At 74.4% G+C, this 25,896-nt stretch carries 25 protein-coding genes, 1 tRNA gene and 2 pseudogenes; 14 read left to right on the top strand and 14 right to left on the bottom strand.

Annotation, left to right across the window (positions count from 1 at the left end; translation table 11 throughout):
• Positions 1-45 precede the first annotated feature (45 nt).
• Both CP969_RS12930 and CP969_RS12925 read left to right on the top strand, forming a co-directional pair.
• Positions 46-1,185, top strand: a complete 1,140-nt coding sequence (locus CP969_RS12930; protein WP_004988704.1) for a DUF475 domain-containing protein — start codon at positions 46-48, stop codon at positions 1,183-1,185.
• A gap of 144 nt (positions 1,186-1,329) precedes the next feature.
• The gene (locus CP969_RS12925) at positions 1,330-2,067 is read left to right on the top strand and encodes a TerD family protein (RefSeq protein WP_016826464.1); all 738 of its coding nucleotides are present in this window, start codon (positions 1,330-1,332) and stop codon (positions 2,065-2,067) included.
• Positions 2,068-2,101: 34 nt separating this feature from the next.
• Here the strand turns inward: CP969_RS12925 and CP969_RS12920 are convergent, their stop codons facing one another.
• A complete protein-coding gene (locus CP969_RS12920) occupies positions 2,102-3,046 on the bottom strand; it encodes a TerD family protein (protein ID WP_016826465.1) in 945 nt (314 codons plus the stop codon).
• Between the two features lie 173 nt (positions 3,047-3,219).
• On the opposite strand from CP969_RS12920, the gene CP969_RS12915 reads away from it, so the two are divergent.
• The 3 genes from CP969_RS12915 to CP969_RS12905 all read left to right on the top strand — a co-directional run bounded on the left by CP969_RS12915 (position 3,220) and on the right by CP969_RS12905 (position 7,809).
• A complete protein-coding gene (locus CP969_RS12915; RefSeq protein WP_004988707.1) occupies positions 3,220-4,386 on the top strand; it encodes an HpcH/HpaI aldolase/citrate lyase family protein in 1,167 nt (388 codons plus the stop codon).
• Between the two features lie 85 nt (positions 4,387-4,471).
• Complete coding sequence (locus CP969_RS12910; protein ID WP_078495422.1) at positions 4,472-6,997, top strand: phosphoribosyltransferase; 2,526 nt, start codon at positions 4,472-4,474, stop codon at positions 6,995-6,997.
• Positions 6,997-7,809 carry an HAD family hydrolase gene (locus tag CP969_RS12905; RefSeq protein WP_004988710.1) on the top strand — a complete coding sequence of 271 codons (813 nt, stop codon included), beginning with the start codon at positions 6,997-6,999 and terminating at the stop codon, positions 7,807-7,809. Before CP969_RS12910 ends, CP969_RS12905 begins: the two co-directional genes overlap by 1 nt.
• 16 nt (positions 7,810-7,825) lie before the next feature.
• Here CP969_RS12905 and CP969_RS12900 read toward each other — a convergent pair whose 3' ends face one another.
• Entirely contained in the window at positions 7,826-8,665 is an 840-nt protein-coding gene (locus tag CP969_RS12900; RefSeq protein WP_004988711.1) for a DedA family protein, read from the bottom strand.
• Between the two features lie 245 nt (positions 8,666-8,910).
• Between CP969_RS12900 and CP969_RS12895 the strand changes: the two are divergent.
• A pseudogene (locus CP969_RS12895) lies at positions 8,911-9,069 on the top strand (sensor histidine kinase); the annotation flags it as partial.
• A pseudogene (locus tag CP969_RS12890) lies at positions 9,063-9,185 on the top strand (DNA-binding response regulator); the annotation flags it as partial. The pseudogenes CP969_RS12895 and CP969_RS12890, both read left to right, overlap by 7 nt.
• A 24-nt stretch (positions 9,186-9,209) precedes the next feature.
• Here the strand turns inward: CP969_RS12890 and CP969_RS12885 are convergent.
• The 3 genes from CP969_RS12885 to CP969_RS12875 form a co-directional block, all read right to left on the bottom strand.
• On the bottom strand, positions 9,210-9,437 hold the full coding sequence (locus CP969_RS12885; RefSeq protein ID WP_016826470.1) for an FmdB family zinc ribbon protein: 228 nt from the start codon (positions 9,435-9,437) through the stop codon (positions 9,210-9,212).
• Positions 9,438-9,511: 74 nt separating this feature from the next.
• Positions 9,512-10,948 carry a hypothetical protein gene (locus tag CP969_RS12880; RefSeq protein WP_026085225.1) on the bottom strand — a complete coding sequence of 479 codons (1,437 nt, stop codon included), beginning with the start codon at positions 10,946-10,948 and terminating at the stop codon, positions 9,512-9,514.
• A gap of 74 nt (positions 10,949-11,022) precedes the next feature.
• Complete coding sequence (locus tag CP969_RS12875) at positions 11,023-11,856, bottom strand: DUF4097 family beta strand repeat-containing protein (RefSeq protein WP_016826472.1); 834 nt, start codon at positions 11,854-11,856, stop codon at positions 11,023-11,025.
• A 196-nt stretch (positions 11,857-12,052) separates the two neighbouring features.
• Here CP969_RS12875 and CP969_RS12870 point away from each other — a divergent pair.
• A tRNA-Val gene (locus CP969_RS12870) sits at positions 12,053-12,124 on the top strand.
• Between the two features lie 106 nt (positions 12,125-12,230).
• On the opposite strand, the gene CP969_RS12865 is transcribed toward CP969_RS12870, so the two are convergent.
• Positions 12,231-12,590: a hypothetical protein gene (locus CP969_RS12865; RefSeq protein ID WP_026085226.1), complete on the bottom strand. Its 360-nt coding sequence runs from the start codon at positions 12,588-12,590 to the stop codon at positions 12,231-12,233.
• Between the two features lie 422 nt (positions 12,591-13,012).
• Between CP969_RS12865 and CP969_RS12860 the strand changes: the two genes are divergently transcribed.
• The gene (locus CP969_RS12860) at positions 13,013-13,243 is read left to right on the top strand and encodes a DUF2277 domain-containing protein (protein ID WP_016826474.1); all 231 of its coding nucleotides are present in this window, start codon (positions 13,013-13,015) and stop codon (positions 13,241-13,243) included.
• Between the two features lie 55 nt (positions 13,244-13,298).
• On the opposite strand, the gene CP969_RS12855 is transcribed toward CP969_RS12860, so the two are convergent.
• From CP969_RS12855 to CP969_RS12840, 4 genes are all read right to left on the bottom strand, one after another.
• Positions 13,299-13,901: a DedA family protein gene (locus CP969_RS12855; protein WP_016826475.1), complete on the bottom strand. Its 603-nt coding sequence runs from the start codon at positions 13,899-13,901 to the stop codon at positions 13,299-13,301.
• A gap of 269 nt (positions 13,902-14,170) precedes the next feature.
• Positions 14,171-14,623 (bottom strand): DoxX family protein, encoded by a 453-nt coding sequence (locus CP969_RS12850; RefSeq protein ID WP_004988722.1) that lies wholly within the window; start codon positions 14,621-14,623, stop codon positions 14,171-14,173.
• A 253-nt stretch (positions 14,624-14,876) separates the two neighbouring features.
• On the bottom strand, positions 14,877-16,523 hold the full coding sequence (locus CP969_RS12845; protein WP_016826476.1) for an alkaline phosphatase D family protein: 1,647 nt from the start codon (positions 16,521-16,523) through the stop codon (positions 14,877-14,879).
• Positions 16,524-16,591: 68 nt separating this feature from the next.
• Complete coding sequence (locus tag CP969_RS12840) at positions 16,592-17,236, bottom strand: HNH endonuclease family protein (RefSeq protein ID WP_004988725.1); 645 nt, start codon at positions 17,234-17,236, stop codon at positions 16,592-16,594.
• 761 nt (positions 17,237-17,997) lie between these two features.
• Here CP969_RS12840 and CP969_RS12835 point away from each other — a divergent pair.
• Positions 17,998-18,681, top strand: coding sequence for an HAD-IA family hydrolase (locus tag CP969_RS12835; RefSeq protein ID WP_016826477.1), 684 nt, complete (start codon positions 17,998-18,000; stop codon positions 18,679-18,681).
• Between the two features lie 27 nt (positions 18,682-18,708).
• Here the strand turns inward: CP969_RS12835 and CP969_RS12830 are convergent, their stop codons facing one another.
• Positions 18,709-19,914 (bottom strand): peptidoglycan-binding domain-containing protein, encoded by a 1,206-nt coding sequence (locus tag CP969_RS12830; RefSeq protein WP_223887072.1) that lies wholly within the window; start codon positions 19,912-19,914, stop codon positions 18,709-18,711.
• Between the two features lie 158 nt (positions 19,915-20,072).
• On the opposite strand from CP969_RS12830, the gene CP969_RS12825 reads away from it, so the two are divergent.
• On the top strand, positions 20,073-22,178 hold the full coding sequence (locus tag CP969_RS12825; protein WP_039831674.1) for an MFS transporter: 2,106 nt from the start codon (positions 20,073-20,075) through the stop codon (positions 22,176-22,178).
• Between the two features lie 6 nt (positions 22,179-22,184).
• Here the strand turns inward: CP969_RS12825 and CP969_RS12820 are convergent, their stop codons facing one another.
• Positions 22,185-22,676: a GNAT family N-acetyltransferase gene (locus CP969_RS12820; protein WP_004988739.1), complete on the bottom strand. Its 492-nt coding sequence runs from the start codon at positions 22,674-22,676 to the stop codon at positions 22,185-22,187.
• Between the two features lie 258 nt (positions 22,677-22,934).
• Between CP969_RS12820 and CP969_RS12815 the strand changes: the two genes are divergently transcribed.
• Together CP969_RS12815 and CP969_RS12810 are read left to right on the top strand one after the other, a co-directional pair.
• Positions 22,935-23,606: a hypothetical protein gene (locus CP969_RS12815; protein WP_026085227.1), complete on the top strand. Its 672-nt coding sequence runs from the start codon at positions 22,935-22,937 to the stop codon at positions 23,604-23,606.
• Positions 23,607-23,611: 5 nt separating this feature from the next.
• Positions 23,612-24,241, top strand: a complete 630-nt coding sequence (locus CP969_RS12810) for a hypothetical protein (RefSeq protein ID WP_016826480.1) — start codon at positions 23,612-23,614, stop codon at positions 24,239-24,241.
• Here CP969_RS12810 and CP969_RS12805 read toward each other — a convergent pair.
• A complete protein-coding gene (locus tag CP969_RS12805; protein ID WP_016826481.1) occupies positions 24,230-24,652 on the bottom strand; it encodes a DnaJ family domain-containing protein in 423 nt (140 codons plus the stop codon). The two genes, CP969_RS12810 and CP969_RS12805, sit on opposite strands and share 12 nt — an antisense overlap.
• 98 nt (positions 24,653-24,750) lie before the next feature.
• Here CP969_RS12805 and CP969_RS12800 point away from each other — a divergent pair, with 98 nt between their 5' ends.
• Entirely contained in the window at positions 24,751-25,143 is a 393-nt protein-coding gene (locus CP969_RS12800) for an FHA domain-containing protein (RefSeq protein WP_016826482.1), read from the top strand.
• A 9-nt stretch (positions 25,144-25,152) separates the two neighbouring features.
• Here CP969_RS12800 and CP969_RS12795 read toward each other — a convergent pair whose 3' ends face one another.
• Positions 25,153-25,833: an O-methyltransferase gene (locus CP969_RS12795; RefSeq protein WP_004988757.1), complete on the bottom strand. Its 681-nt coding sequence runs from the start codon at positions 25,831-25,833 to the stop codon at positions 25,153-25,155.
• Positions 25,834-25,896 lie beyond the last annotated feature (63 nt).

Genomic DNA, 25,896 nt, shown 5'->3' with positions numbered 1-25,896 from the left:
ATCACGGCGGCGGGGGAGACCCGTACACACACCATGGGGTAGCCAGTGGTTCTGAAAACCTTCGGCTGGTCGTTCGCGGTCACCGCGCTCGGTCTGGTCGCAGCGTTCCTTTTCGGGGGGTGGACCGCCTTCGGCATCGTGGCGATCCTTTCCATCCTCGAGATTTCGCTGTCCTTCGACAACGCGGTGGTCAACGCCGGCATCCTGAAGAAGATGAATGCCTTCTGGCAGAAGATCTTCCTCACCATCGGCATTCTGATCGCCGTTTTCGGCATGCGGCTGGTCTTCCCCGTCGTCATCGTCGCCGTCAGTGCCCAGCTGGGGCCGATCGAGGCGGTCGACCTCGCGCTCAGCGACAAGGACCGTTACCAGGAACTCGTCACCGACGCCCACCCGGCGATCGCCGCGTTCGGCGGTATGTTCCTGCTGATGATCTTCCTGGACTTCATCTTCGAGGACCGGGAGATCAAGTGGCTGGCCTGGCTGGAGCGGCCGCTGGCCAAGCTCGGCAAGGTCGACATGCTGTCGGTCTGCATCGCGCTGATCGTCCTGCTGATCTCCGCGACGGCCTTCGCCACCCAGGCCCACCAGCACGGCGGCACCCACGTCGACAAGGCGGAGACGGTCCTGCTCTCCGGCATCGCCGGTCTGATCACCTATCTGGTCGTGGGCGGTCTGTCCGGGTTCTTCGAGGGCAAGCTCGAAGAGGAGGAGGAACGCGAGCACGAGGAGGAGGAGAAGGCCGCACGGGAAGGAAAGCCCCGTTCGGCGGTGGCCCTGGCCGGCAAGGCCGCGTTCTTCATGTTCCTCTACCTCGAGGTGCTGGACGCGTCCTTCTCCTTCGACGGCGTGATCGGCGCCTTCGCCATCACCAACGACATCGTCCTGATGGCGCTGGGCCTGGGCATCGGCGCCATGTACGTCCGGTCGCTGACCGTCTACCTGGTCCGCCAGGGCACCCTGGACGACTACGTCTACCTCGAGCACGGCGCCCACTACGCCATCGGCGCCCTCGCCGCGCTCCTGCTCATCACCATCCGGTACGAGGTCAACGAGCTCATCACCGGCTTCATCGGCGTCTTCCTGATCGGTGCCTCCTTCTGGTCCTCCGTGCGCCGCAACAAGCGGCTGGCGGCGGCCGAGGGGGACGCGGCCACGAAGACCGAGGTCTCCTCCGGGGTGTGACGGCCCTCCGGGTGAGGAACGCTCTGGGCGGGGCGGCCATCGAGGACCACTCCTCGAGGCCGCCCCGTCGGCCGTCCGGGACCGGTGGGCCCCGGCGGCCGGAGCGGGCGCGTGCGGGGTTCGACGACTGGAGTGGGGCGGGACATGGGTTTCCTGGACGGACTGTGGCGCGGACGCGAGAGCGCCTTCGACTCGGGCAACGCGGCCACCAACGCCATCGAGCTGACCAAACGGCAGTCGCAGGTGTCCCTGACCAGGCAGGGCGCGGCCACCGGCCATCTGCGGATCAACCTGAGCTGGCGGATGCGCACCTCCGACCTGGGCGGAACACAGCGCGAGAGCCTGCTGCGCCACCCCTTCAAGGCGCTCAAGCCGCCGGAGGTCGTCGGGCACAGCCAGAGCATGGTCAACGTCGACCTGGACCTCGGCTGCCTGTACGAGCTCCAGGACGGCACCAAGGGCGTCGTCCAGCCCCTCGGCGGTCTCCTCGGCGACGCCAACGGGCCGCCGTACGTCAAGCTCAGCGGCGACGACCGGTTCGGCTCGGGCTCGGGCGAGACCATGTACGTCAACCTGGACCACCGCGAGAACATCAAGCGCCTGCTGGTCTTCGCCTACATCTACGACCAGACGCCCGCCTTCGACCGCACCCAGGCCATGGTCACGCTCTACCCCAGCAGCGGCCCGCGGATCGAGATCGGCCTCGACGAACGCCATCCGCAGGCCCGCTCCTGCGCGGTGGTGATGATCGAGAACGTCAAGAACGAGATCCTCGTCCGCCGCGAGGTGCGGTTCGTCTACGGGTTCCAGGCGGAGCTGGACCGGTTGTACGGGTGGGGGCTGCAGTGGGGCAGGGGCTACAAGAGCAAGGCCGGGCGGTGAAGGGTCCGCCCCGGTCCCCCACCGGGGCGGACCGCTACCGTCCGATGAACTGCGGACCCTGGGGCGGGAGCCGGAAGTCGGGGTCCGGGGCGGAGGGGACCGGCGGCGGGAAGGCGTGGCCGGCCGGCGCCCCCGTGGCGGCCGGCGCCTGCGGATAGCCGTAGGCGGGCTGGGCGGTCGGATGCGGGTAGCCGTAGGCGGGCCGGGCCGGCGCGGGGGGCTGCTGCGGCGGATAGCCGTACGAGGGCTGCGCGGGCACCCCCGCCGGCTGCTCGGGCGGCAGCGGCCGGGACACCTCGGGGACCGGCGGCACCACCGGGGCGTGCGGCTGGGTCGGCGCCTCCGGAGGGGTCCGGTCCGGGACCGGGACCTGCGTCTGCGCCGTCGCGGGCGCCTGCTGGACGGTGTCGGCGGCCTCGGGGTCCTGCGCGGCCTCCGACTCGTCCACCGAGATGCCGAAGTCGGTCGCCAGGCCCTTCAGCCCGTTCGAATAGCCCTCGCCGAGCGCCCGGAACTTCCAGCCGTCCCCCCGCCGGTACAGCTCACCGCAGATCAGCGCCGTCTCCTGGCCCGTCTCCGGCTTGATGTCGAAGTACGCCAGCGCGTCCCCGTCGGCCGCCTGGGCGTCGTACAGCAGAATGCGCAGCTCCCGTACGTGGTCGAACGTGACCCCGTCCGCCGATGCGACCAGGAGAATCCGGCCCACGCCGGACTCGACACCGGCGAGATCTGTCTGGATCGTATCGGTCAGGCTCTCGGCGACGCGCTTCTTGCCGAGCCGCCAGACCGTCCCGGAGGGGTGCCGGGGCTGGTTGTAGAAGACGAAGTCCTCGTCGGAGCGCACGCGGTCGTCGGGGCCGAGGAGCAGCGCGGAGGCGTCGACGTCCGGCACCCCCTGCCCGGGCGACCAGCGCAGCACGGCGCGTACCGTGGTGGCTTCCAGAGGGATGTTGGACCCCTTCAGCATCGCGTGCGTCATGCGGTCATCCTGCCTTCTCCGTCCTGGTCACGACAATGCGGGGTGCGTGGGGCGATACGGCGGGGTCACCTGATGTTCACGGCGGGCGGGAACCTCCGACATCGATCTCTACGTACTATTACCGGCCACCTTCCTACCTTGCACAGACCGTCCAGAAGCCACGGGGGAGTTCAATGCGTCATTTCGGGCACATCGCCCCTGCGGTGCGGAAACGTCTCTTCTACCGGGAGCCGAGCGTGTTCACGCAGGACTCCCCGGCCCGACTGCTCTCCGCGGCGCTCGGCGCCACCCTCTACAGCCCGGCGACCCGGCCCCGGCTCGCCGACGACGTCGTCAAGCAGGGCGGACGCGGGGTGGTCTCGATGGTGCTGTGCCTGGAGGACTCCATCGCCGACGCGGACGTGAGCGCCGCCGAGGAGAACCTCGTACGCCAGTTCACGGACCTGGCCGGACGGCCCGGAGCGGATCTGCCGCTGCTGTTCATCCGGGTCCGCTTCCCCGAGCAGATCCCCGACCTGGTCCGGCGCCTCGGCCCCGCCGTCCGGCTGCTGTCCGGATTCGTCCTGCCGAAGTTCACCGCGGAGCGCGGCCTGCCCTTCCTGGAGGCGGTGACCGCCGCCGAGGCCGCTCACGGTCACCGGCTCTTCGCCATGCCGGTGCTGGAGTCGCCCGAACTGCTCTACCGGGAGTCGCGCGTGGCGACCCTGGAGGGCATCTACCGCGCGGTCGACAAGTACCGCGACCGGGTCCTCGCGCTGCGGCTCGGCGTGACCGACTTCTGCTCCTCCTACGGGCTGCGCAGGGGCCCCGACATGACGGCGTACGACATCCAGGTCGTCGCCTCCGTGATCGCCGACGTGGTGAACATGCTGGGCCGGGCCGACGGCACCGGGTTCACCGTGACCGGGCCGGTCTGGGAGTACTTCCGGCTCCAGGAGCGCATGTTCAAGCCGCAGCTGCGGCAGAGCCCCTTCCTGGAGGTGCAGGCCGCGGCGCTGCGCCAGACGCTGATCGAGCACGCCATGGACGGCCTGCTGCGCGAGATCTCCCTCGACCGGGCCAACGGCCTGCTGGGCAAGACCTGCATCCACCCCTCGCACGTGCTGCCGGTGCACGCGCTGTCCGTGGTCAGTCACGAGGAGTTCAGCGACGCCCAGGACATCCTGCGGCCGGAACGCGGCGGTGGGGGTGTACTGAGGTCGGCCTACACGAACAAGATGAACGAGGTGAAGCCGCACCGCGCCTGGGCCGAGCGGGTCCTGCTGCGCGCCGAGGCCTTCGGCGTGGCGAACGAGGACATCGGCTTCGTGGAGCTGCTCGCGGCGTGCCTGGAGGAGTGACCGCGCGCACCGCACCGGCCCCGGAGGCCGCACAGACCCGACCGGCCGCGACGACCACGCCGGCCGAACCGAGCACAGGGAATCCATGGAGAACGCAGTGAACGAGGGGGAGCGGCGAACGGTGCCCGACGGGGCGCCGCGGACCGGCGGCGACGTCTGGTCCGGGAACTGGGTCGCCCAGCGGCTCGGCGTCGAGCTGGTCGGGGACGACCGGCTCACCGAGCTGCTGGGACTGGCGCTGCGCCGCAACCCGAAGCGGGCGCACCTGCTGGTGTCCCACGTCCTCGGCAAGCACGTCCCCCAGTCGCCGTCCGTGGTGTACGGCCACGGCTTCGCGCTCGGCCGCCGGGTGCGCGAGCTGCTGGGCGACGAGGCGGGCCGGGCGGTCGTCCTCGGGTACGCGGAGACCGCGACCGGCCTCGGCCACTCGGTCGCCGACGGCCTGGGCCTCGCCCCCTGCCTGCACTCCACCCGCCGCCCGGTCCCCGGGGTCGCCACCGCCGGCGGCTTCGAGGAGTCCCACTCCCACGCGACCTCCCACCTGCTGCTCCCGGAGGACCCGGAGCTGCTGGCCGGGGACGGCCCGCTGGTCCTGGTCGACGACGAGTTCTCCACCGGGAACACGGTGCTGAACACCATCCGCGACCTGCACGCCCGCCACCCGCGGCGCCGCTACGTCGTGGTCGCCCTGGTCGACGTGCGCTCGCCCGCCGACGCCGACCGCCTGGAGGACTTCGCCCGCGAGATCGGCGCCCGCGTCGACCTGGTGGCGGCCGCCTCGGGCACGGTCCGGCTGCCGGAGGACGTCCTGGAGAAGGGGCGGGAACTGGTGGCCCGGCACGAGGCGGAGTCCGGCACGGGGGCGGCCGAGCGGGCCGCCGCCGGGACCGGGCGGATCACACGGGTCGCGCTGGGGTGGCCCCACGGGCTGCCCGACGGCGGGCGGCACGGATTCACCCCCGCCCACCGCGCCCGCCTGGAGGCCGCCCTGCCCGCCATGGCCGCCCGGCTCTCCGAGGCGCTGCCCGACGGCGCCCGCCGGGTGCTCGTGCTCGGCTTCGAGGAGCTGATGTACGCGCCGCTCCGCCTCGCCCGCGAGCTGGAACGGGTCACCGGTGCCGAGGTGCGCTTCTCCACCACCACCCGCTCGCCCGTCCTCGCCGTGGACGACCCCGGCTACGCGATACGCACCCGGCTGGTCTTCCCCGCCCACGACGACCCCGCCGACGGCCCCGGCGAGCGCTACGCCTACAACGTCGCCGGCGCCGGCTTCGACACCGTCGTCGCCGTCGTCGACTCGGCCGCCGACACCCCCGCGCTGCACGCACCCGGCGGCCTGCTCGCCCGGCTCGCCGCGCACACCTCCCAGGTCCTCCTCGCGGTCGTGCCGTCGTACGTCCCCGCGCCCACGGAGGCACCGGACGCACCGCACGCCCCCGAAAGGCCCGCCACCATGCTGCCCGAGCCCCTCAGAGGCCCCGCCTTCTCCTCGTACCCGCCCGAGGAGGTCGGCTGGCTGCTCCAGGACCTCTCGGACGTGACGCTGGAGGCGCCGACCGAGGAGCGCGAGGAGGCCATCCAGAGCGGCGGCGCCCACTACGCGGAGTCGCTGCCGGTGGAGTACCAGCCGAGCGAGCAGTACCAGGAGCTGTTCCGCGCGGCCCTGGACGCCTCGGCCGCCCGCCTCGCCCACGCGGTGGGCGTGGTCACCGAGACGGTGCTCACCGAGCGCTCCTCCCCTCCGGTGCTCGCCTCCCTGGCCCGCGCGGGCACCCCCGTCGGCATCCTGATGCGCCGCTGGGCCCGGTACCGGCACGGCCTCGACCTGCCCCACTACGCCGTCTCCATCGTCCGCGGCCGGGGCATCGACGCCAACGCGCTGCGCTGGCTGGCCGCCCACCACGACCCCCGGGACGTCGTCTTCGTCGACGGCTGGACCGGCAAGGGCGCCATCACCCGCGAACTCGCCCAGGCCGTCGCGGAGTTCGAGAAGGAGGAGGGCATCACCGGCTTCGACCCGGAGATCGCGGTCCTGGCCGACCCGGGCTCCTGCGTACGGACCTACGGCACCCGCGAGGACTACCTCATCCCCTCCGCCTGCCTCAACTCCACGGTCTCCGGACTGGTCTCGCGCACCGTGCTCCGCGCCGACCTGGTCGGCCCGCACGACTTCCACGGCGCCAAGTTCTACCGCGAACTGGCCGACGCGGACGTCTCGGTGGCCTTCCTGGACGCCGTCTCCGCCCGCTTCCCGGAGGTCGCGGACGCGGCCCGCGTCCAGGCCGCGGAACTGCTCGCCACCGACCGCACCCCCACCTGGGAGGGCTGGGCCGCGGTCGAGCGCATCAGCGAGGAGTACGGCATCCACGACGTGAACCTCGTCAAGCCCGGCGTCGGCGAGACCACCCGGGTACTGCTGCGCCGGGTGCCCTGGAAGGTGCTGGCGCGGGCCGGAGCCGGCCGCGACCTCGACCACGTGCGCCTGCTCGCGGAACAGCGGGGCGTCCCCGTCGAGGAGGTCGCCGAACTCCCCTACACCTGCGTCGGACTGATCCACCCCCGGTTCACCCGGGGAGCGACCGGCGCCGACGGCAGGGCGGTGACGCGCTGATGCCCGTCCTCGTCGCCAGCGACCTCGACCGCACGCTCATCTACTCCGCCGCCGCCCTGGCCCTGACCATGCCGGACGCGCGGGCGCCCCGGCTGCTGTGCGTGGAGGTCCACGAGAGCAGGCCCCTGTCCTACATGACGGAGACGGCGGCCGGACTCCTCGCCGACCTCGGTGACACGGCCGTCTTCGTCCCCACGACGACCCGCACCCGCAAGCAGTACCAGCGCATCAACCTCCCCGGCCCCGCCCCGACCTACGCGATCTGCGCCAACGGCGGCCACCTCCTGGTCGACGGGGTGTCCGACCGGGACTGGCACGCACGGGTGCTCGCCCGCCTGGCCGACGAGTGCGCCCCGCTGTCCGAGGTGCAGGACCATCTGCTGCGGACCGCGGACCCGGTCTGGGTGCGCAAGCACCGGGTCGCCGACGACCTCTTCGCCTACCTCGTCGTCGAGCGGGAACTGCTGCGCGAGGAGTGGGTGAAGGAACTCGGGGAGTGGGCGCAGAACCGCGGCTGGACGGTGTCCCTGCAGGGCCGCAAGATCTACGCCGTGCCGGGGCCCCTCACCAAGAGCGCGGCCATGGCCGAGGTCGCCCGCCGCACCGGCGCCGACCTCACCCTCGCCGCCGGCGACTCCCTCCTGGACGCCGACCTGCTCCTCGCCGCGGACCGGGGCTGGCGGCCCGGCCACGGCGAACTGGCCGACGCCGACTGGACGGCCCCCGCGATCAGCGCACTGCCCGAACGCGGTGTCCTGGCCGGTGAGCGGATCCTGCGCGAGTTCCTGCGGACGGCGCGCTCGCACCGGTGACGCCCCCGCGGGGCCCCTACCGGTCGGCGGGCTCGTACCGGTCGGGGCCGCCGGGGGCGCCGGGGGCGTCGTACCGGAGGGCGAGGGTGTCGGGGGTGTCGCCGTCGGCGGGGTCCGACGGACGGGCACCGTCCGCGCCCGCCCGCCCGGTCCGCCTCCGGCGGCCGGCCCCCGGACGCAGCAGCCGCACGACGACGAACGCCAGCACCGCCAGCGCGGCCACACCGAGGACCACCTTCGAGTACGCCGAGACGACGGTCGTGACCTGCTCCCAGTTGTCCCCCAGGACATAGCCCGCCAGCACGAACACGGTGTTCCAGATCGCGCTGCCCAGCGTGGTCAGGCCGAGGAAGACCGGCAGCCGCATGCGCTCCACACCGGCCGGCACCGATATGAGACTGCGGAAGAGCGGGATCATCCGGCCGAAGAACACCGCCTTGGTCCCGTGCCGCAGGAACCAGGCCTCCGTCCGCTCGATGTCCGCGACCTTCACCAGCGGCAGGCGCCCCGCGATCGCCAGCGTCCGGTCCCGGCCGAGCAGCGCACCCACCCCGTACAGCGCGAGCGCGCCGATCACCGAGCCCGCCGTCGTCCACAGCAGGACGGCGAGCAGGCTCATCCGCCCGCTGCTCGCGGCGAACCCCGCCAGCGGCAGGATCACCTCGCTCGGTATCGGCGGGAAGAGGTTCTCCAGCGCGATGGCGAGCCCCGCCCCCGGCGCGCCCAGCGCGTCCATGAGGTCGTTGACCCACTGCGGCCCGGCACCCTCGCCCGCGGACGCGAGCGGTATCGCGGCGGTGACCGTCTCCGGCAGGAGGGGGCCCGCTGTGATCGTGTGCGCTGCGATGGCTGTCATGCAGTCCACGCTAGAGAACCGGAGCTGAAGAAAACCTGAGGAGGACCGCACGACGCCCTGCGGTCCACCGCAGGACGCGTTGCGGTTTTCCGCGGTGCGCCCGGCCCGCGCCGCCGACTGGCCTCGCGATCATGCGAGACGTGGCGCGACGCGGTGCGCGGTGGGACTCACCCACGGGGACCGCCGCGGCCGCCGCGGCACCGCCCCGGACGGTCGTCGCGGTCGGACCGCGGCAGGGAGCGTTGCGGGTGAGCGTGGAGGACGACGGCCGGGGCGGGGCGAACCCGGCGGGCAGCGGACTGTTCGGGCCCGCCCGCAGGGGCGCCGCCCTCGACGGGCACCTGGAGGTGCGCGGTCCGCCGGGCGGGCCGACCCTGGTGATCGCGGAGCTGCCGTGCGCGTGATCCTGGCCGAGATGGCGCAGGGGCACACCGACGCGATCTTCGACGAGCTCGGGCCGACCGGAGGCGAGGGCTGCTCCCGCAGGGTGCTGGCGGTGCTGCGGTACCTGGGGAGCTGACCTGCCGGTCCGGGGGACCGGACGTCAGCCGCAGCAGCCCCCGCCGCAGCAGCCGCCGCCACCGCCACCACCGCTCGCGCGGGGCGCCGGGGCCGGGGCCGGGGCGGAGCCGGCCACCGCGACCGTGGAGAGGAGCTTCACCGTGTCGTCGTGGCCCGCCGGGCAGGCCGCGGGGGCGGAGGACTCGGCCATGGGACGGCTCAGTTCGAAGGTGTCGCCGCAGGTCCGGCAGCGGTACTCGTAGCGAGGCATGGGCACAGGTTAACCGGAGCCCGGCGCCCCGGGTACGGAACGGGCGGTCCTTCCGGGGGAGGGGGAAACGGCCGTCAGTGGGCGCCGGCGCCCCGCTCCTCCCGGATGAGGGCGACCACGCGGCTCACCGTCGTGCGGACCGCCTCCGTCTCCGTCAGGAAGTGCCAGTAGTCGGGGTGGCGGCCCTCCAGACCCGCGACGGCCCGTTCCAGGCGGGCCACGGCGTCGTCCAGGGGGCGGGCGTGGCGCGGGTCGGGGGTGTTGCGTCCGGCCATGGCCAGGCGCTGGGCGTCGCGGATGGCGAAGCGGGTGCGCTCGATCTCCTGCTCCGGGTCCTTCTGCACCGCGTTCAGGCGCCGCAGACGGTCACCGGCGGCGGACACGGCCTCGTCGGTGGTGTTCAGCAGCGCCCGCACGGTCGCCAGCAGGGCGGTCGCGTCCGCCCACCGCTGCTCCCCGCGGGCGGTCCTGGCCTCGGCGAGCCGGGCCTCGGCCTGGCGCAGGTTCTCCCCGGCCACCTCGGGGACGTGTTGCAGGTCCTGCCAGCAGGCGACGGCGAAGCGGCGGCGCAGTTCGCTGAGCACCGGCTCGACCTGCTCCGAGCGGGTGGTGAGGGCCTGGGCGCGGGTGCGCAGGGAGACCAGCCGGCGGTCGATCTCGGCGGCCCGCTCCGGCAGCCGCTCCGCCTCGGCGCGGACGGCCTCGGCCTCGCGGGTGACGCGTTCGGCCCGTTCCAGGGTCTGCGGTACGCCGTGCTGCCCGGCGCCCTGGTTCAGCTTGGTCAGTTCCGGGGCGAGGGCGGCGAGCCGGGCGGCGAGGTCGTCGGCGCTCAGCCCCGACCCGCGCGCGGTGTCGAGGGCGTTCGAGGCGGCGAGCAGCGCCTGCCGGGCGCGTTCGACGGCGGGTGCGAGCCGGGCCAGCTGGGTCTCGGCCTTGCCCAGGAGCGGGCCGAGCCCGTCGGCGAAGCGGTCCAGCTCCCGCTTGACCCGCCCGAGCTCGTCCCTGGCGGCGGTCAGGTCGACGCGGGCCCGGGAGGCGGCCGAGGCCTCCAGGTCGTCGCGGTCGAGGTCGTGGGCGTCGACGGCGTCGATGTAGCGGTGGCTGGCCTCGTCGATGCGTCCGCTGAGCGCCTCGAAGCCGTCGACGGCACGGCGGGCGGCGGGCGAGTCGTCGACGGCGGTGATCGTCTCGATGGAGATCCGCAGGTCGCGCTGGGCGGTGTCGAGCTCGTAGAACGCGGCCGCCGCCGCGTCCTTGGCGGCCTGGGCCTCGGCCCGCTGGTTCTCGGCCCGCCCGCCGAACCAGCGCCGGGTGCCGCCGCCGGCGAACGCGGCGGGCAGCGCCACCGCGGCGACCAGCGGGAGTCCCACGAGGGCGAGCGTGGCCCGGAGCGGACCGGACGTCCCGCGGCCCCGGCGGGGGCGCGGCCCCGGGGGAGGAGGGAGGAGGCGGCGTGTGCGGGGCACACGCGGCACCGACGGCGAGTACGGCTGCGCTGGTATCGCCGTCACATCCCTCTCCCGTACTGTCGTTCGCCCGGCCCGGTGCCATTCTCCCACTCGTGGAGGACGAACACACGGGCCGGTCAGTTCGTCGTACGGACGGTGAGTTTGCCGTCGCCGGTGCGGGCGGTCACCAGGTGGGGGCTGGAGTCGTCGCGGGGCACGGACACGTCCTCGGCGCCGTCACCGGTCGCGGTGTCCACGCGGTAGGCGGCCCGGGGCAGGTCGATGGTCAGGGATCCGTCGCCGCTGCGGGACTCCACCAGGTCGGGCACGGCCTCGAGTTGGAGGTGGGACGAGCCGTCGCCGGTGCGGGTGCGCACCGTGCGGGAGGCGACCTCCGCGCGCACCGACCCGTCACCGCTGCGCAGCTCCAGGGGGCCCGTGGAGTCGGTGACGTGGATCGAGCCGTCCGTGGTGCGGATGCTCAGCGCGTCGCGGAAACCCCGGGCCCGCACGCTGCCGTCCTCCTCCTCGACCTTGACGGTGATTCCGCGGGGCACCTGGACGCGGTGCCTGGCGGAGCAGTCGGCGACGACGCCGGAGCACCGCACGCGCAGCACCAGCCGGTCGCCGTCCAGGGACCAGGTGACCTCCGGGTCCCTGCCGAGGGCGACCGTGCCCCGGAACCACCGGGTGACCCGGACCTCGCCCGGCGGGTGCCCGTCCGCGGCGACGATCTCGAGGGCGGAGTCGTCGGAGTCGATGGTGAGGGTGCCGCCGGGCAGGGCGAAGGAGCGGCGGTCGGGATCGTCGTCGTCCGCGGCCGACGCCCCGCAGGCACTCAGAGCGGCGACGAGCACCACGGCCGCACCGGCGAGGGCGAGGGCGCGCGTCCGAGCGGTGCGGCCGGGACCGCCGGCGGGCGCGGTGCCGACGGTCCGGTGGGTGCCGGCGGTGCGGATCGTGCGGGTCATGGCGGTCTCCCCCTGGACGGACGGTGGCGCTCTGCGGTGCTCTGCGGTGCCCTTCGACCGTAGGGACCGGTGGCCCGGAGGGGGATCCGGACCACCACCGGATCGGAGGTGGGGACAACCCCCGGGACGGGTTTTCCGGACCGTGCCCCGGGCCATGTAGTCTGTCCATTCGACCTGGGTGCACGGCCCGGGTCCCGGGTGCGTAGCTCAGGGGTAGAGCGCCTGCCTTACAAGCAGGATGTCGGCGGTTCGAAACCGTCCGCGCCCACCGCGGTCGCCGGCGGACGCCGGCCCACATCGACGGGCGAGGGCCCCCGGACACCGTCCGGGGGCCCTCGCCCGTCCTCCCTGTCCTCTGCGGTGCCCCGCGCTCCCTAGGGGGACTCCTCCGCCCGGTCCGGCGGAGCTCCCTCGCCCGCCGTGCGCTTGAGCCGGGAGCGGGCGTGCATCCGGTCGGGGCCGGTGAGTTCGGACCAGTAGCGGTGGGTGCTGACGAACACCGCGAGCTCGTGCTCCCGGCGCCGGAGCTTCTCCACCTCGGCCTGTTCGTCCTCGGTCCAACCGGGCGAGGCGGGGCGCTCGACCTTGCGCCAGCCGTTGTCGTCGCTGAAGCCGTCGAGGGGTTCGACCGACCAGGGGAGCCGCTTCAGCAGGGCCGACAACTCGGCCCGGACCTGATGCAGTTCCTCCTGACCGGCGAGGAGGTCACTCGGAAAGTCATAGGTCGCAGCCACGTCCCGATGATACGCCTGTTCGATTTAGTGAGGCGAGTTGCTCAGGGGCCCGGACCGGAGGTTCACCCGGACGTGGAACCACCGCCCGGTCGGTCTCCGGGCCCGGACCGCACGACGGGCGGACGGGCCCGAACGCGGGGTGGAGGGCGGGCCGTTGCGGCGCGGTGCGGGCCAACTCCCGCACCGTGCCGCCCGCTCCCGGGAGCCGGTGGGCCGTGCCGCCGCGCCGCGCGGGGCAACGCGCCGCCGGCGGCGTCCGGTTCGAGGGGGCGGCCGGCCCCGGCGTCACCTCGCGCCGGCGGCCCCGTCCCGCCAGGAGCCCCTCGCGCCGGCCGGCCCCGGAGGGCGGTGGCCGTCCGCCGGGACCGCCGTAGGCGCCGGTTCCGTGGCCGGCAGGCCCCCCGGCGGGTCACACTGGGGGCATGTGCCGGAGCATCAAGACCCTGCGTCCGCCCGCGCTGCCCGAGGAGGCCACGGAGGAGGACATCCGGGCCGCCGCCCTGCAGTACGTGAGGAAGGTGTCCGGCTTCCGGGCGCCGGCCGCCCACAACCGCGAGGTCTTCGACCGGGCCGTGGACGCGGTCGCCGAAGCCACCGCCGCACTGCTGGACGGTCTGGAGGTGCGGGGCGCCGAGGCCCGGCGGGCGGGGTAGCGCCTCGGCGGAGCGCCGGGTCCGCGGACGGACGGCGGGGTCCGCCCCGCGGGCCCTACGGGGCCTTTGAAGGAAGGGGCCGCCTCCGCACCAGGAACGCCGCTCCCGCCCCCGCCCCGAACAGCGCGCCCACCGACACCGCCGTGGCCAGCCAGGTCGCCCCGAGCCAGTGGGCGCCGAAGTAGCCGAGGGCCACGCTGTACGCGGCCCAGGACAGGCCCGCCAGGGCCGACCAGGGGAGGAACTCGCGGGCGCGGCGGCGTGCGGCCCCGGCGCCGAGGGAGACGAGCGAGCGGCCGGCCGGGGCGAAGCGGGCGAGGACGACGAGGGCGCCGCCGCCCCGGACCAGCGTCACGCCGAGACGTTCCTGCGCGCGGGTCAGCCGCCGGGAGCGGGCGATCGCCCGGTCCAGACGGGGACCGCCGCGCCAGGCGAGACGCCAGGCGACCAGGTCGCCCAGGACGGAGGCGGTGGCGGCGCAGAGCGTCAGCACCAGGATGTCGGGCACGTCGGCCGCCGTGCCCGCGGCCGCCGCCGTGGCCGCGGCGATCACCAGGACCCCGCTGGGCAGGACCGGCAGGAACACGTCGAGCAGGACCGAGAGGGCCACCGCCGCATAGATCCACGGGCTGCCGACCAGCGCCCCGAGACTCTCCACCCGAACTCCCCGTGCTCCCCCGTGGGTCAGACCGTGCCGCGATGTCGCGGGGGGAGCGGCAGGAGTGACCGTTGACAGCCATACAGCGTACGCGGGGTGTGTGACAGAAAGGTCACGGGGGGTTCGTGCGCCCGCTGCCGGGAGTTCGCCGGCGTCCGCCACGGGCCCGCGGTCCGCCGCCCGGGACCCGGGCCGGGGGGCACCGGGCGAACGACGGAGGATGCCCTCCCCGGGTGGGGGAGGACACCCTCCGGTGCCGGTCGGGCCGCTCAGACCGCCACGGCGGCCTGGTCCGCCGTCTGCTGCTCCTGCGCCGGCGAGCGCCTGGCGAACAGCCGGTCCAGGCCGAAGGCGCCGGAGCCGGTGAACACCAGCAGGAACATCGCCCAGCAGTACAGGGCCGCGCCCTCGCCGCTGTTGTCGATCGGCCACAGGGCCTCGGGCTGGTGGACCTTGAAGTACGCGTACGCCATCGCGCCGGACGACAGGAACGCGGCGGCGCGGGTGCCGAGGCCGAGCAGCACCAGGCTGCCGCAGACGAGTTCGATCAGGGCCGCGTACCACTGGGGCCAGGCACCGGCCTCGACGGTGCCGCCGTTGCCGTCCGCGCCGCCGAGCACGCCGAGCAGGGCGACGGCGCCGTGGCAGGCGAACAGCAGGCCGACGACCATGCGGAACGCGCCCAGGGCATAGGGCTGGGCGCTGTTGAGGCGTCCGGTCATGTGGGGGGTCTCCTTCGGTCAGGCCGGCCCCGGGCGGGACCGGTCCGGGGGGGACGGAACCGAGTCGGAACTTCACGTTAGGCACCCCTAAACATTGCTTGCAAGTTCAACATTCGGCCGTGAGGACGCCTCGGTTCGCGGCCCTCGCCCGCTCACCGTCGCACGTCAGTACGGTCGCCGCCCCACGGCCGCGTCCAGCGGCGTGACCGAATACGCACCTCCCCGCACAGGAGGCTCACAGGGTCCCCGGCGGTCACCGGCTCAGCGGGGTCTCCGCCACCGTCCTCAGGCGCGTCCCGGCCGGGTCCTCCCGCGTGTGCTCCAGCCGCAGCACCGCCGACCGCCCCCGGGTGGTCAGCGTCATGAGCTGGTTGCCGAACCACGGCCCGCCCGTCTTGCGCCAGGTGACCGGCGGCCGGGCGAGACCGGAGTGCCGCGCGAAGACCCGGCCGAGCCACCGGGCGGCGGCGCTCCAGCCGAAGCGGAAGCCGAGCCTCATCGACAGGGGGATGGAGTTGTGGACGGGGGAGCAGGTCAGCTGCACCACCCGGGCGTCGGGCCCGGCCCGCCCCGGCCAGCTCGGCTCGGCGACGTAGGCGTGGTGGACGTCGCCGGAGAGCACGCACACCGTCGCCGGGGCCTCGGGTCCCGTACCGGCCTCGGCGATCAGCTCCGCCAGATCGGCGAAGGACTCCGGGAACGCCGCCCAGTGCTCCAGGTCCGCCGCGCGCCGCAGCCTCTCCCCGAGCCGCGCCCAGCGGGCGCCCTTGTCGCCCCGGCACAGCACGGAGCTCCACCCCTCCACGTCGTGCACCAGGTGCGGCAGCAGCCAGGGCAGGGAGGTGCCGACGAGGAGGTGGTCGTAGGAGCCGCGCCCGTCGAGGACCTGCTCGCGCAGCCAGGCCGCCTCCCCCGGGTCCAGCATGGAGCGCTCGTCCTCCGCCAGGACGCGGGCCGCGCGGCTGTCCACCATCAGCAGCCGCACCCGGCCGAAGTCGCGCCGGTAGCTCCAGCGCACGGTGGCGGCGTCGGCCTCCGCCCGGGAGGCGAAGGCGCGCAGCGCGTCCGTGCCGTCGGGGCTCTCGCGCACGGCCGCGTACAGCGGGTCCGCCGCCAGCTCCGCGGGGGAGAGGTTGCCCAGGTGCTGGTGCACCCAGTACGACATCAGACCGCTGAGCACCCGCTCGCGCCACCACGACGTGGCGCGCATGTCCTCGACCCAGGAGGCGGAGGTGTTCCAGTCGTCGATGACGTCGTGGTCGTCGAAGATCATGCAGCTGGGGACGGTGGAGAGCAGCCAGCGCACCCGCGGGTCGAGCCAGGACTCGTAGTAGAGGCGGGTGTACTCCTCGTAGTCCGCCACCTGGTCGCCCGGAGGGTCGTTCAGGTCGCGGCGGGCGGCGAGCCAGGCGCGGGTGGCGTCGGAGGTCTCGTCCGCGTACACCTGGTCGCCCAGGAGGAGCAGGACGTCGGGCCGTTCGGCGTCCGGGTCGGCGGCGATGCGCCCGGCCAGGGTGTCCAGGGCGTCGGGGCCGACCGGGTCGTGCCCGCCGGCGGGCGGGGAGGCCCAGCGGCAGGAGCCGAAGGCGATGCGCACGCGGTCGCCGGTGCCCGGGGCGGGGATGACGGAGGGCGGCAGGGGCGGGGAGGGGCCCTCGGCGGGCGGCCACACCCGGGCGCCGTCCAGGAACACCTCGTACGGCGTGGCCGTGCCCGGGGTCAGGCCGGTCACCCGGACGAGCGCGTAGTGGTGCCCGGCGACCTGGAAGGTGCCGGCCGTCCCGCCGGACCCGTCCGCGCAGCGCACCTCGGCGGTGCCCGGGCGGCTCGTCTCGACCCAGACGGTCGCGGACGAGCCGTCGACGTACCTCAGCAGCGGCCCTAGGCGCAGTGCGGCCATGGTGAGACCCCTTCCTCCGTCGCCCCGTACGGTACGCAGCGACGGAGGCCGGGGGGAGGTTGCGGCACTCAGCAGTTCGCGAGGTGGCTCTGCAGGGCGGACTTCTCGGCCGAGTCGACGGACAGGCCGTAGTAGTACTTCACCTGGACCCAGGCGCGGGCGTAGGTGCAGCGGTAGGCCGTGCGCGAGGGCATCCAGGTGGCCGGGTCCTGGTCGCCCTTGGCCTGGTTGACGTTGTCCGTGACGGCGAGGAGCTGCGGGCGGGTCAGGTCGTTGGCGAAGGCCTGGCGGCGCGAGGTGGTCCAGGAGCCCGCGCCGGAGTCCCAGGCCTCGGCGAGCGGCACGAGGTGGTCGATGTCGACGTCGGAGGCGGCGGACCAGGTGGCGCCGTCGTAGGGGGAGTACCAGCTGCCGCTGGTGGAGGCGCAGGCGGAGTCGGTGACGACGTTCGTGCCGTCGCGCTTGAGGACGGTCTCGCGGGTGTTGCAGGAGCCACTGATGGTGATCCAGTGGGGGAAGAGGTCGCGGTTGTAGCCGGTGCGGTTCTCGGCGGCCACGGTGAGGGTGGCGAGGTAGCTGCGGGCGGTGGAGCCGCTGATCGGGGTGGGCAGGGCGGCGGAGGCGCTCGGGCCGTTGAGCAGCCCGAGGGAGGCTATGAGCCCGGTGAGCGCCGCGACCGTGCCGACCCGTCGACGCGCGTAGAACTTCGGCATGCGAACTCCCTGGTGAGGTGAGGGCGTTGGAGTGCGAGCAGGGGAATGCTCACCGCTCCGGGTTGCGGGGAGGGGTGTGTCCGGTAAGAAGTTAGTGACGCGGTCATGTCACGTCTATGGTTGACGTGTGAAACTTCCGCCCCCGGGGCGGTGGGAGGCTCGCGCGCCAGGGGCGGCGCGGAAGGGGGCGGCTCTTCGCCGGGCCGTCGGCGCGCTGCTCGGCCCGCCCGGGGCGGCACCCGAAGGCGGACTCCGCGAGGTGGGGTCACCCCCGGTGAAGCCTTCGATGGGCGGTGCGCGCCCGTGCCGTAGGGCGCGGGCGCCGTGTGCGCCGCCGCGCCGAGGTCGCCCGCGGCCACGCACGGCACTCTCGGCGGGATGGCCCCGACCGATCGGGAGCCCTTGATCGGCCCGGCCGTGACGGCCGTCAACCCCGGCGCCGTCTTCCTGGCCGGACCGCCCGACGGGACCGCCCCCGCCGGTCCCGCCCCGGGAGGCGGTCACCGGGTGACGGCCCGCCGCGCGGACCGGTGCGGGCGACGGGGAGCCGAAGTCCAGGTGAACGATCGGTGGAGACGGTGGCGGGATGCCGGGTTTGTTTTGTACCGTGGATGAACAAAGTGGTCCCCGCCCGTTTTCCCTGACCGGCGGGCGGGGCCGCCTTGTCCTCCGGTTCGGGACGCGGCGCCCTTCCGGGTGCCGCGCCCGCCGGCCTCCCGGGCTCCCCGCCCAGCCCCTTCCTCCGCGCCTTGGAGCTGCCGATGACGGCCACCGCCGTACTCACCGCCCGCGCCCTCCTGCTGGACATGGACGGCACCCTCGTCAACTCCGACGCCTCGGTCGAGCGCGTCTGGCGCCGCTGGGCCGAGCGGCACGGCCTCGACGGGGACGAGGTCATGAAGGTCGTGCACGGACGCCAGGGGTACGCGTCGATGGCGCTGCTGCTGCCGAACCGGCCGATGGAGCAGAACCACGCGGACAACGCGCGCATGCTCGCCGAGGAGACGGCGGACACCGAGGGCGTCGTCGAGATACCGGGCGCCCGCGCGTTCCTCGCCTCGCTGGAGGGGTTGCCGCACGCGCTCGTGACCTCCGCCGACGTCGCCCTGTCCACCGCCCGGATGGCCGCCGCCGGCCTGGACCTGCCCGCGGTGCGGGTGACCGCGGAGTCCGTCGGCGCGAGCAAGCCGGACCCCGAGGGCTTCCTGAAGGGCGCGGCGGAACTGGGCGTCGCCCCCGCCGACTGCGTGGTCTTCGAGGACTCCGGCGCCGGCATCGCCGCGGGCCGCGCCGCCGGGATGCGGGTCGTGGGCGTCGGCCCGCGGGCCGGCTTCCACGCGCCGGACGTGGTCGTGCGGGACCTGACCCAGGTGCGGGTGGAGGCCGGGTCCGACGGCACGATCCGGCTGCACGTGACGGAGCGGTCCGGGCACGCGGGGGCCTGACCCCGGCCGCGGTACCGGAACGGTCCCCTACGGCTCCCGGGTCTCCGACTCCAGCCGGGCGCGGGTCCGGGGGCCGTACACGCCCAGCTCGTCCTGGAGGCCGCGGGCCCACTGGTAGGCGCGCAGGGAGTCCTCCACGCGGCGGTTGAACTGGCCGTTGACGTCGCCGTTGTACAGGTGCAACTGGCGCAGGCGCAGCTGCAGTTCGGTGACCTCCGGTCCCCGGTCGCCGCGGCCGAGGACGGGAGCGGCGGCCTCGGGGCCGTCCTCCTCCGTCCCCTCGGTGGCAACGGTGGGCGCGGGGGTCGTCGGGGTCGAGGACGGTTCGGCGGACTCCGACGGGCTCGGGGTGGCGCTGGTCGCCGAGGGCGAGGGGGAGGCCGACGGGCTCGCGCTCGCGGACGCCGAGGCCGACGGGGAGGAGACGGAGGTCGGAGCGGCGGAGGACGCGCCCGTCGTCGGTGTCGCGGACAGCGGGGCGGAGGAGGGGTCCGGCACGCCCGCCCTGATGTCCTCCGGTGGCGCGCCGTCCCGGGACGGCGTCTCGTAGGAGAACAGTCCGCTCGCCCATCCGGCCGCGCCCACCACGGCGACGACGGCCCCGGCGACCGCGAGCAGGCCGGTGCGGCGGCGCCGGCGCGGGGGAGCGGCGGCCCGGCCGACGGTGTCGTCCCCGGCCGGGGCGGCCTGGGACGGGGACGGGTGCCCGGTCTCGAACAGGTCCAGGTCCGTGGCGCTCGGCTCGGTGGTGGGCGGCGCGAGCGGTGTGGGGAGCACGGAGGTGGGATTCCCGGCGCCCGGCGCGTCGGAGGGACCGGCCGGGGTGCCGGTGGGGGCGGGGGCGTCCGAGGGGGCGCGGGCGCCGGACGGGTCCGCGGGGCCCGGGGCCTGGGGGGTGACGGCACGCAACTGCACGGTCGCGTCGGCCGCCCGCGGCGCCCCGGACGCCGCGGGGGCGTCCTGCGCGCCCCGCGATCCCGGAGCCCTCCCGGTGTCCCGTCCGCCGTCCGGCGCACCACCCGGCGTATCCGGTGCGCTGTCCGCCGCCCCGCCGTCCAGCTCGACGTACGGCCGTATGCGCAGCGGGTCGAAGTCCTCCGCCGCGGCCGCCTGCGCCGTGCGGGCGTCGCGCAGGGCGTCGGACGCGCGGAGGGTGCAGGTGCAGGACGGCGTGTGGTCCCGGTGCCTGGGCGCGCCGCACTCCGGGCACGGGTTCCCGTTCGGCTGTTCCACGTGTCGTCCCTCCCCTCGCGAACTCCAGAGATTATGCAGATCTTCTTCACACCCCGGTGCGCGCGCCCCCGGAATGCGAAATTCCGCAGGGACTCGACAGGCCATAACGGGTCGCACCGATCACGATGGAGGGGAAAACCGGAACCTGGGAGGTCTTCATGGCCGGGGACGCGCACGGAACGACGCCGAAGGCGGGCAGAGCGCAGCCCTCACCCGGCGCCGGACCGCCGGCCCGTGGCGCCGACGCCCGGGAGCAGGTGTCCGGCAACGTCCTCCTCTCGATCGGCGCGCTGCTGCTCGGTCTGCTGCTCGCCGCCCTCGACCAGACCATCGTGGCCACCGCGCTGCCCACGATCGTCAGCGACCTGGGCGGCCTGGAGCACCTGTCCTGGGTGGTCACCGCCTATCTGCTGGCCTCCACCGCCGCGACCCCGCTGTGGGGCAAACTGGGCGACCAGTACGGGCGCAAGAAGCTCTTCCAGACCGCCATCGTGATCTTCCTGGTGGGCTCCGCGCTGTGCGGCACGGCGCAGGACATGTTCCAGCTGATCGCCTTCCGCGCGCTCCAGGGCCTGGGCGGCGGCGGGCTGATCGTGCTGTCGATGGCGATCGTCGGGGACCTCGTCCCACCGCGCGAACGCGGCCGCTACCAGGGCCTGTTCGGCGCGGTCTTCGGCACGACGAGTGTGCTCGGGCCGCTGCTCGGCGGGCTGTTCACCCAGCACCTGAGCTGGCGCTGGGTGTTCTACGTCAACCTGCCCCTCGGGATCGTCGCGCTCGCCGTGATCGCGACGGTGCTGCACATCCCGCGCAGGTCGACGAAGCACGTCATCGACTACCTCGGCACCTTCCTCATCGCCTCCGTCGCCACCTGCCTGGTCCTGGTCGCCTCCCTCGGCGGCACCACCTGGGGCTGGGGCTCGCCGCGGATCGTCGGGCTCGCGGTGCTGGGCGTCGTCCTCGCCGTCGCCTTCGTGGCCGTCGAGCGCAGGGCCGCCGAGCCGGTGCTGCCGCTCAAGCTGTTCCGCGTGCGCACCTTCACGCTCTCCGCCGTGATCGGCTTCATCGTCGGGTTCGCCATGTTCGGCGCGATGACCTACCTGCCGACCTACCTCCAGGTGGTCCGGGGCGTCAGCCCGACCGTGTCCGGCGTGCACATGCTGCCGATGGTGGCCGGCATGCTGCTGGCCTCGACCGGCTCCGGGCAGATCGTCAGCCGCACCGGCCGCTGGAAGGTGTTCCCGGTCGCCGGCACCGCCGTCACCACCCTCGGACTGCTGCTGCTCCACCAGCTCGACGCGCACAGCTCCACCGCCGTGACGAGCCTCTTCTTCTTCGTCTTCGGCTCCGGACTCGGCCTGGTGATGCAGGTCCTGGTGCTGATCGTGCAGAACGCCGTCTCCTACGAGGACCTCGGCGTCGCCACCTCCGGCGCGACCTTCTTCCGGTCGATCGGCGCCTCGTTCGGCGTGGCCATCTTCGGCACGATCTTCGCCGGCCGGCTCGGCGACGAACTCACCGACGCCTTCCGCGGCACCGCCCTCCCCCCGGGGGTCTCCGCCGACGCGCTGGAGGCCGACCCGCGCGGCATCGGCGCCCTGCCGTCCGCGCTGCGCGCCTCGGCCGTCGACGCCTACGCCTCCGCCATCACCGACGTCTTCCTGTACGCCGCCCCCGTCGCCCTCCTCGGCTTCGTGCTGGCCTGGTTCCTCAAGGAGGACCGGCTGCGCGCCTCGGTCACCGCGCCCGACGCCACCGAGACGCTGGCCAGCAACCCCGTGGAGCGGTCGTCGTACGACGAGGTGTACCGCGCGCTGTCCCTGCTCGGCACCCGGGAGGGGCGGCGCGAGGTCTACCAGCGGATCACCGCGCGCGCGGGCTACGACCTGCTGCCCGCGGCGAGCTGGCTGCTGCTGCGGATCAGGAGGTACGGCACGGTGGAGCCGGCCCGGCTCGCCGAGCGCGGCCCCGTCCCGCTGAACATCGTCGTCGAGGCCGCCCGCCAGGTCGAGGTACGGCACCTCGCCGTGCGCCAGGGCCTCGGGCTCGTCCTGACCGACGAGGGGCGCGAGGTGGCCGAGCGGCTGGCGCGGGCCCGGGAGGACTCCCTGGCCGAACTGCTCGGCGACTGGTGGGGGCCGGAGCGTCCGACCGACCTCGTGCGGCTGGTGCACGAGCTGACCGGCGAGCTGTGCGGCGCACAGGGGGAGGGCCCGCAACGGGAGGGCCCGCGACGCGAGCGCCCGGCCACGCCGGCCGGATGACGCCGGTCAGCCGAGTCCCTTGGCGAACCAGTGCTCGGCGTACGGGTCGGTGTTGTGCGGCTCGGTCTCCGTGTAGCCGAGCCGGGCGTACAGGGCCCGGGCCTCGACGAGGTCCCCGCGCGTGTCGAGGACCATCCGGGTGGCACCGCGCGCGCGGGCCGCGTCCTCGGCGGCCCGCACCAGCAGCGCCGCGCCGCCCCTGCCCCGCACCCCCGCGTGGAGGAACACCCGGGTGAGTTCGGCGGTCGCGTCGTCCAGCAGCCGGATGCCCGCGCTGCCGGCCGGCTCCCCCGCGTACCGCGCGACCAGCAGCAGGCCCTTGGGCGGTGCGAGATCGCCGCCCGGCCGCGCCGCGATCTCGCGCTCCAGCTCCCCGGGGTCGGTCCGGCGCCCTTCGTGCAGCAGGTACCAGCGGTCGCTGACCTCCGTGTAGTACGCCCGCCAGAGCGCGGCGGCGACGGGGGAGTCGTGCGGTTCCGGGGCGACGGTCCAGGACATGCCCGCATTCTCGGCGGCCCTCCCGGCGGGTGCGCAAGCGAATAAGGCCGGCCGAGGGGGCGAGTGGACGGGGGGGCGGCGGCCGCCGTCCGCCACGGCCGGGGGGCGCGAGGGACGCGGGGGACGGGGGAGGGCGCCCGCGGCTCGACTCCGGACCGGTGGGGACCGGTGACTGTTTGTGGGGGAACCTTCGGGCAACCCGGTGGGTGAACCGGCTCGCGAGGAGTGCCGGCCTGGCCGAGAACCCGGAAGGCATCCATGTCCACTGGTCTGATCATTCTTTTGATCGTGATTGCCGTGCTCGTCGTCGTCGCCGCGGCCGCCCTGACCCTGCGCGCCCGCGGCCCACGGCACGGCGCGAACCTGAAGCGGCGCTTCGGGCCCGAGTACGACCGGGCCGTCGCCCGGCACGACGGGGACGCCAAGGCCGCCGAGCGGGAGCTCGCCGAGCGCGTGGAGCGCCACGGCGACCTGCGGGAACGGACCCTGGAGCCCGCCGAGCGGGAGCGGTACGAGGCGCGCTGGACGGCCGCGCAGGAGCGGTTCGTCGACTCGCCGGGCGACGCGCTCGCCGAGGCGGACCGGCTGCTCGCCGAGCTGGCCGGCGCGAAGGGCTTCCCCGACGGCGGGCACTACGAGGAGCAGCTCGCCGCGCTGTCCGTGCACCACGCGCACCACGTCGAGGGCTACCGGCGCGTGCACCGGGTGGCCCAGGCCCGCGCGGGGGGCGCGCACGACGGCGGCGCGGGGACCGAGGAGATGCGCGAGGCCATGGTCGAGGCCCGTGCCCTGTTCGACGAACTGATCCGGTCCTCCGCCCACGACCGCGGACGCCACCGCGCCGCCGCGGACGGCGGGCACAGGTCCCCGGCCGGCCGCGGCCACCACGCGACGTCGGTCTTCCACCGGCACCAGGCGAAGGAGAGCTGAGCGACATGCCCGACACGACCCGACGCACCGGCGAGGAACTGCCCCCGGAAGGCGCCCGTACCGCTTCCGGCACCGGCACGGCCCCGGGCGTGCCGAGCACGTCCGGCACCCCCGGCGCCCACCGGGACACCTTCGGCACCGGCGAGGACACGGGCCGGGCCCCCGGCCGGACCGCCTCCGACCGGACCGCCTCCGGCACCGGCGCCGAGAGCCCGCTGGTGGCCGCCCACCCGCAGAGCGGCGGCACCCCGGACGGCGGTACCCCGAACGGCGGCACCGCGCACCACGGCACGGAGCGGATGCCCGGCCCGGGCCACGACGGCGCGGACGCCCCGGCCTCCCGCCCCCGTCTCCTCCCGCACGACGACACCGACAAGCTCGCCGCGCAGCTGCACCACGCCGTGGCCGGGTTCGTCGACGCGCCGCGGGGCGCCGTCGAGGAGGCCGACCACATCCTGCAGGAACTCACCGCGCGCCTCACGGACGCGGTGAGCGAGCGGCGCCGCACCCTGCGCCGGTCCTGGCAGGCCGCCGACGCCGCCGACGGCGGGGGCGCCGCGGCGACCGACACCGAACAACTGCGCCTCGCCCTGCGGGACTACCGGGAACTGGCGGAACGGCTGCTACGCGTCTGACCCGCCCGCCGCGGCCCGGCGCTCCCGCCACTGCCGTACGACGTCCTCGACGTCGTACGGCTTCTTGCCCAGCGGGGGGCCGGGCGGCGGCTTGAACATCATCTCGCGGATCCGGTCGTTGATCTCCGTGAGGATCTTCCGCGCGATCCGCTCCGAGGGGGCCGCGAGGGCCGCCTCCAGCGCGTCCTCGGCCTCCTTGCGCAGGGCCAGCGCCGGCGGGAGCACGGAGAAGCCCTCGCGGGCCATCTTCCGCTTGACCCACCACAGTTCGTCGTAGGTGGTCTCCACCTCACGGGGGAGCGGCTTGCCCGTCCCCGGCAACCGTTCGAACTCTCCGCGCGCCTCCGCGTCACGGATCTGCTTGTCGACCCAGGACTCGAAGTCGACGCCGGGTGGCTTCCGCTCGGTCATGAGGCCATTGTGCCGGACGCCGCACAGCCGGGCGTTTTATCATGCGGCGGCAGCGAGCCGATCCGGCCGCCCGCCAGGACGTCTCAGGAGGAGCGCACGTGCTCGAACTCACCATGGCCGCCGTGTCCGCGGCGGAAGCGGGCGCCACGGCCGGCATGCTCATGGCCGACGCGCCCAGCGAGCCGGGCGCCGTGCTGCGGGTGGGCCGGGACAGGTCGGTGTGCCGGCTCTCCACGCCGGACGACTGGCTGTTCGTCTCCCGGGTCCACCTGGAGTTCCAGTGCCTGCAGGACGGCGCCTGGCGGCTGACCTGGCTGCGCGGCTCCCAGCCCGAGCCGTCCTCCGAGGTGCGGCTGATCGTCGGGGAGTACGCCCAGACGGTCCCCTACGGCGGCGCCGTGGTGCTGCCCCGGGGCGGCAGCGGCGAGGTCGTCGTCCAGGACCGCACCGCCCCGCGCAGCGTCAACGTGGGCTTCTACCACGAGGTGTGAGGCGCCGGCTCACTCCACCACCCGGACCAGCGCGAAGCCGTCGTGGCCCTTGGCGCCGACCGTCTGGATCGCCGTGCCGCTCAGCCGCGGGTGGCTGCCGATCATGTCGAGCGCGGCGCGGGTGCCCAGCACGTCCGGATGGGTGTCGTCCGGGTCCGCCACCCGGCCGCCCCGTACCACGTTGTCCAGGACGATCAGGCTGCCCGTGCCGGTGAGCTTCAGGGCCCACTCCAGGTAGTGGCGGTTGTTGGCCTTGTCCGCGTCGATGAAGACGAGGTCGAACGGGGGCGGGTTCTCGTCGGCCAGCAGGGGCAGCGACTCCAGCGCCGGGCCCACCCGCACCTCGACCTGCCGGTCGAGTCCCGCGCGGGCGATGTTGCGGGTGGCGACCTCGGCGTGCCGGGGGTCGTACTCCAGGGAGATCAGCCGCCCGTCGGACGGGAGGGCGCGGCCCAGCCAGATGGTGCTGTAGCCGCCGAGCGTGCCGATCTCCAGGATGTGCCGGGCGCCCTGCACCCGGGCGAGGAGCTGGAGCAGCTTGCCCTGGGTGGGCGACACGGCGATGGGCGGCAGGCCGGCGGCCTCGCTGTCCCGCAGGGCGGCCGTCAGGGCGTCGTCCCCGAGGGCGTCGGACAGGAGGCGGGCGGTGAGGTAGTAGTCCACTTCCTGCCAGAGCCGCGACTCGCTCATGCACCTGCACCTTCCGTAGGGCCGGTCAGTTCGTCCGACTGGCGGCGCTGACGAAGATAGTGG

The organism is Streptomyces viridosporus T7A, from assembly GCF_008704515.1.
Lineage (GTDB): Bacteria > Actinomycetota > Actinomycetes > Streptomycetales > Streptomycetaceae > Streptomyces > Streptomyces viridosporus.
Note: the sequence above shows the minus strand (reverse complement) of the source record. Positions and strands in the feature narration are given on the sequence as shown.

Excerpts from the sequence above, each read along its gene's own strand:
- CP969_RS12925 (WP_016826464.1), top strand. The coding sequence starts at position 1,330 with ATGGGTTTCCTGGACGGACTGTGGCGCGGACGCGAGAGCGCCTTCGAC.
- CP969_RS12920 (WP_016826465.1), bottom strand. The coding sequence starts at position 3,046 with ATGACGCACGCGATGCTGAAGGGGTCCAACATCCCTCTGGAAGCCACC.
- CP969_RS12915 (WP_004988707.1), top strand. The coding sequence starts at position 3,220 with ATGCGTCATTTCGGGCACATCGCCCCTGCGGTGCGGAAACGTCTCTTC.
- CP969_RS12910 (WP_078495422.1), top strand. The coding sequence starts at position 4,472 with ATGGAGAACGCAGTGAACGAGGGGGAGCGGCGAACGGTGCCCGACGGG.
- CP969_RS12905 (WP_004988710.1), top strand. The coding sequence starts at position 6,997 with ATGCCCGTCCTCGTCGCCAGCGACCTCGACCGCACGCTCATCTACTCC.
- CP969_RS12900 (WP_004988711.1), bottom strand. The coding sequence starts at position 8,665 with ATGACAGCCATCGCAGCGCACACGATCACAGCGGGCCCCCTCCTGCCG.
- CP969_RS12885 (WP_016826470.1), bottom strand. The coding sequence starts at position 9,437 with ATGCCTCGCTACGAGTACCGCTGCCGGACCTGCGGCGACACCTTCGAA.
- CP969_RS12875 (WP_016826472.1), bottom strand. The coding sequence starts at position 11,856 with ATGACCCGCACGATCCGCACCGCCGGCACCCACCGGACCGTCGGCACC.
- CP969_RS12860 (WP_016826474.1), top strand. The coding sequence starts at position 13,013 with ATGTGCCGGAGCATCAAGACCCTGCGTCCGCCCGCGCTGCCCGAGGAG.
- CP969_RS12850 (WP_004988722.1), bottom strand. The coding sequence starts at position 14,623 with ATGACCGGACGCCTCAACAGCGCCCAGCCCTATGCCCTGGGCGCGTTC.
- CP969_RS12845 (WP_016826476.1), bottom strand. The coding sequence starts at position 16,523 with ATGGCCGCACTGCGCCTAGGGCCGCTGCTGAGGTACGTCGACGGCTCG.
- CP969_RS12840 (WP_004988725.1), bottom strand. The coding sequence starts at position 17,236 with ATGCCGAAGTTCTACGCGCGTCGACGGGTCGGCACGGTCGCGGCGCTC.
- CP969_RS12835 (WP_016826477.1), top strand. The coding sequence starts at position 17,998 with ATGACGGCCACCGCCGTACTCACCGCCCGCGCCCTCCTGCTGGACATG.
- CP969_RS12825 (WP_039831674.1), top strand. The coding sequence starts at position 20,073 with ATGGCCGGGGACGCGCACGGAACGACGCCGAAGGCGGGCAGAGCGCAG.
- CP969_RS12820 (WP_004988739.1), bottom strand. The coding sequence starts at position 22,676 with ATGTCCTGGACCGTCGCCCCGGAACCGCACGACTCCCCCGTCGCCGCC.
- CP969_RS12815 (WP_026085227.1), top strand. The coding sequence starts at position 22,935 with ATGTCCACTGGTCTGATCATTCTTTTGATCGTGATTGCCGTGCTCGTC.
- CP969_RS12810 (WP_016826480.1), top strand. The coding sequence starts at position 23,612 with ATGCCCGACACGACCCGACGCACCGGCGAGGAACTGCCCCCGGAAGGC.
- CP969_RS12805 (WP_016826481.1), bottom strand. The coding sequence starts at position 24,652 with ATGACCGAGCGGAAGCCACCCGGCGTCGACTTCGAGTCCTGGGTCGAC.
- CP969_RS12795 (WP_004988757.1), bottom strand. The coding sequence starts at position 25,833 with ATGAGCGAGTCGCGGCTCTGGCAGGAAGTGGACTACTACCTCACCGCC.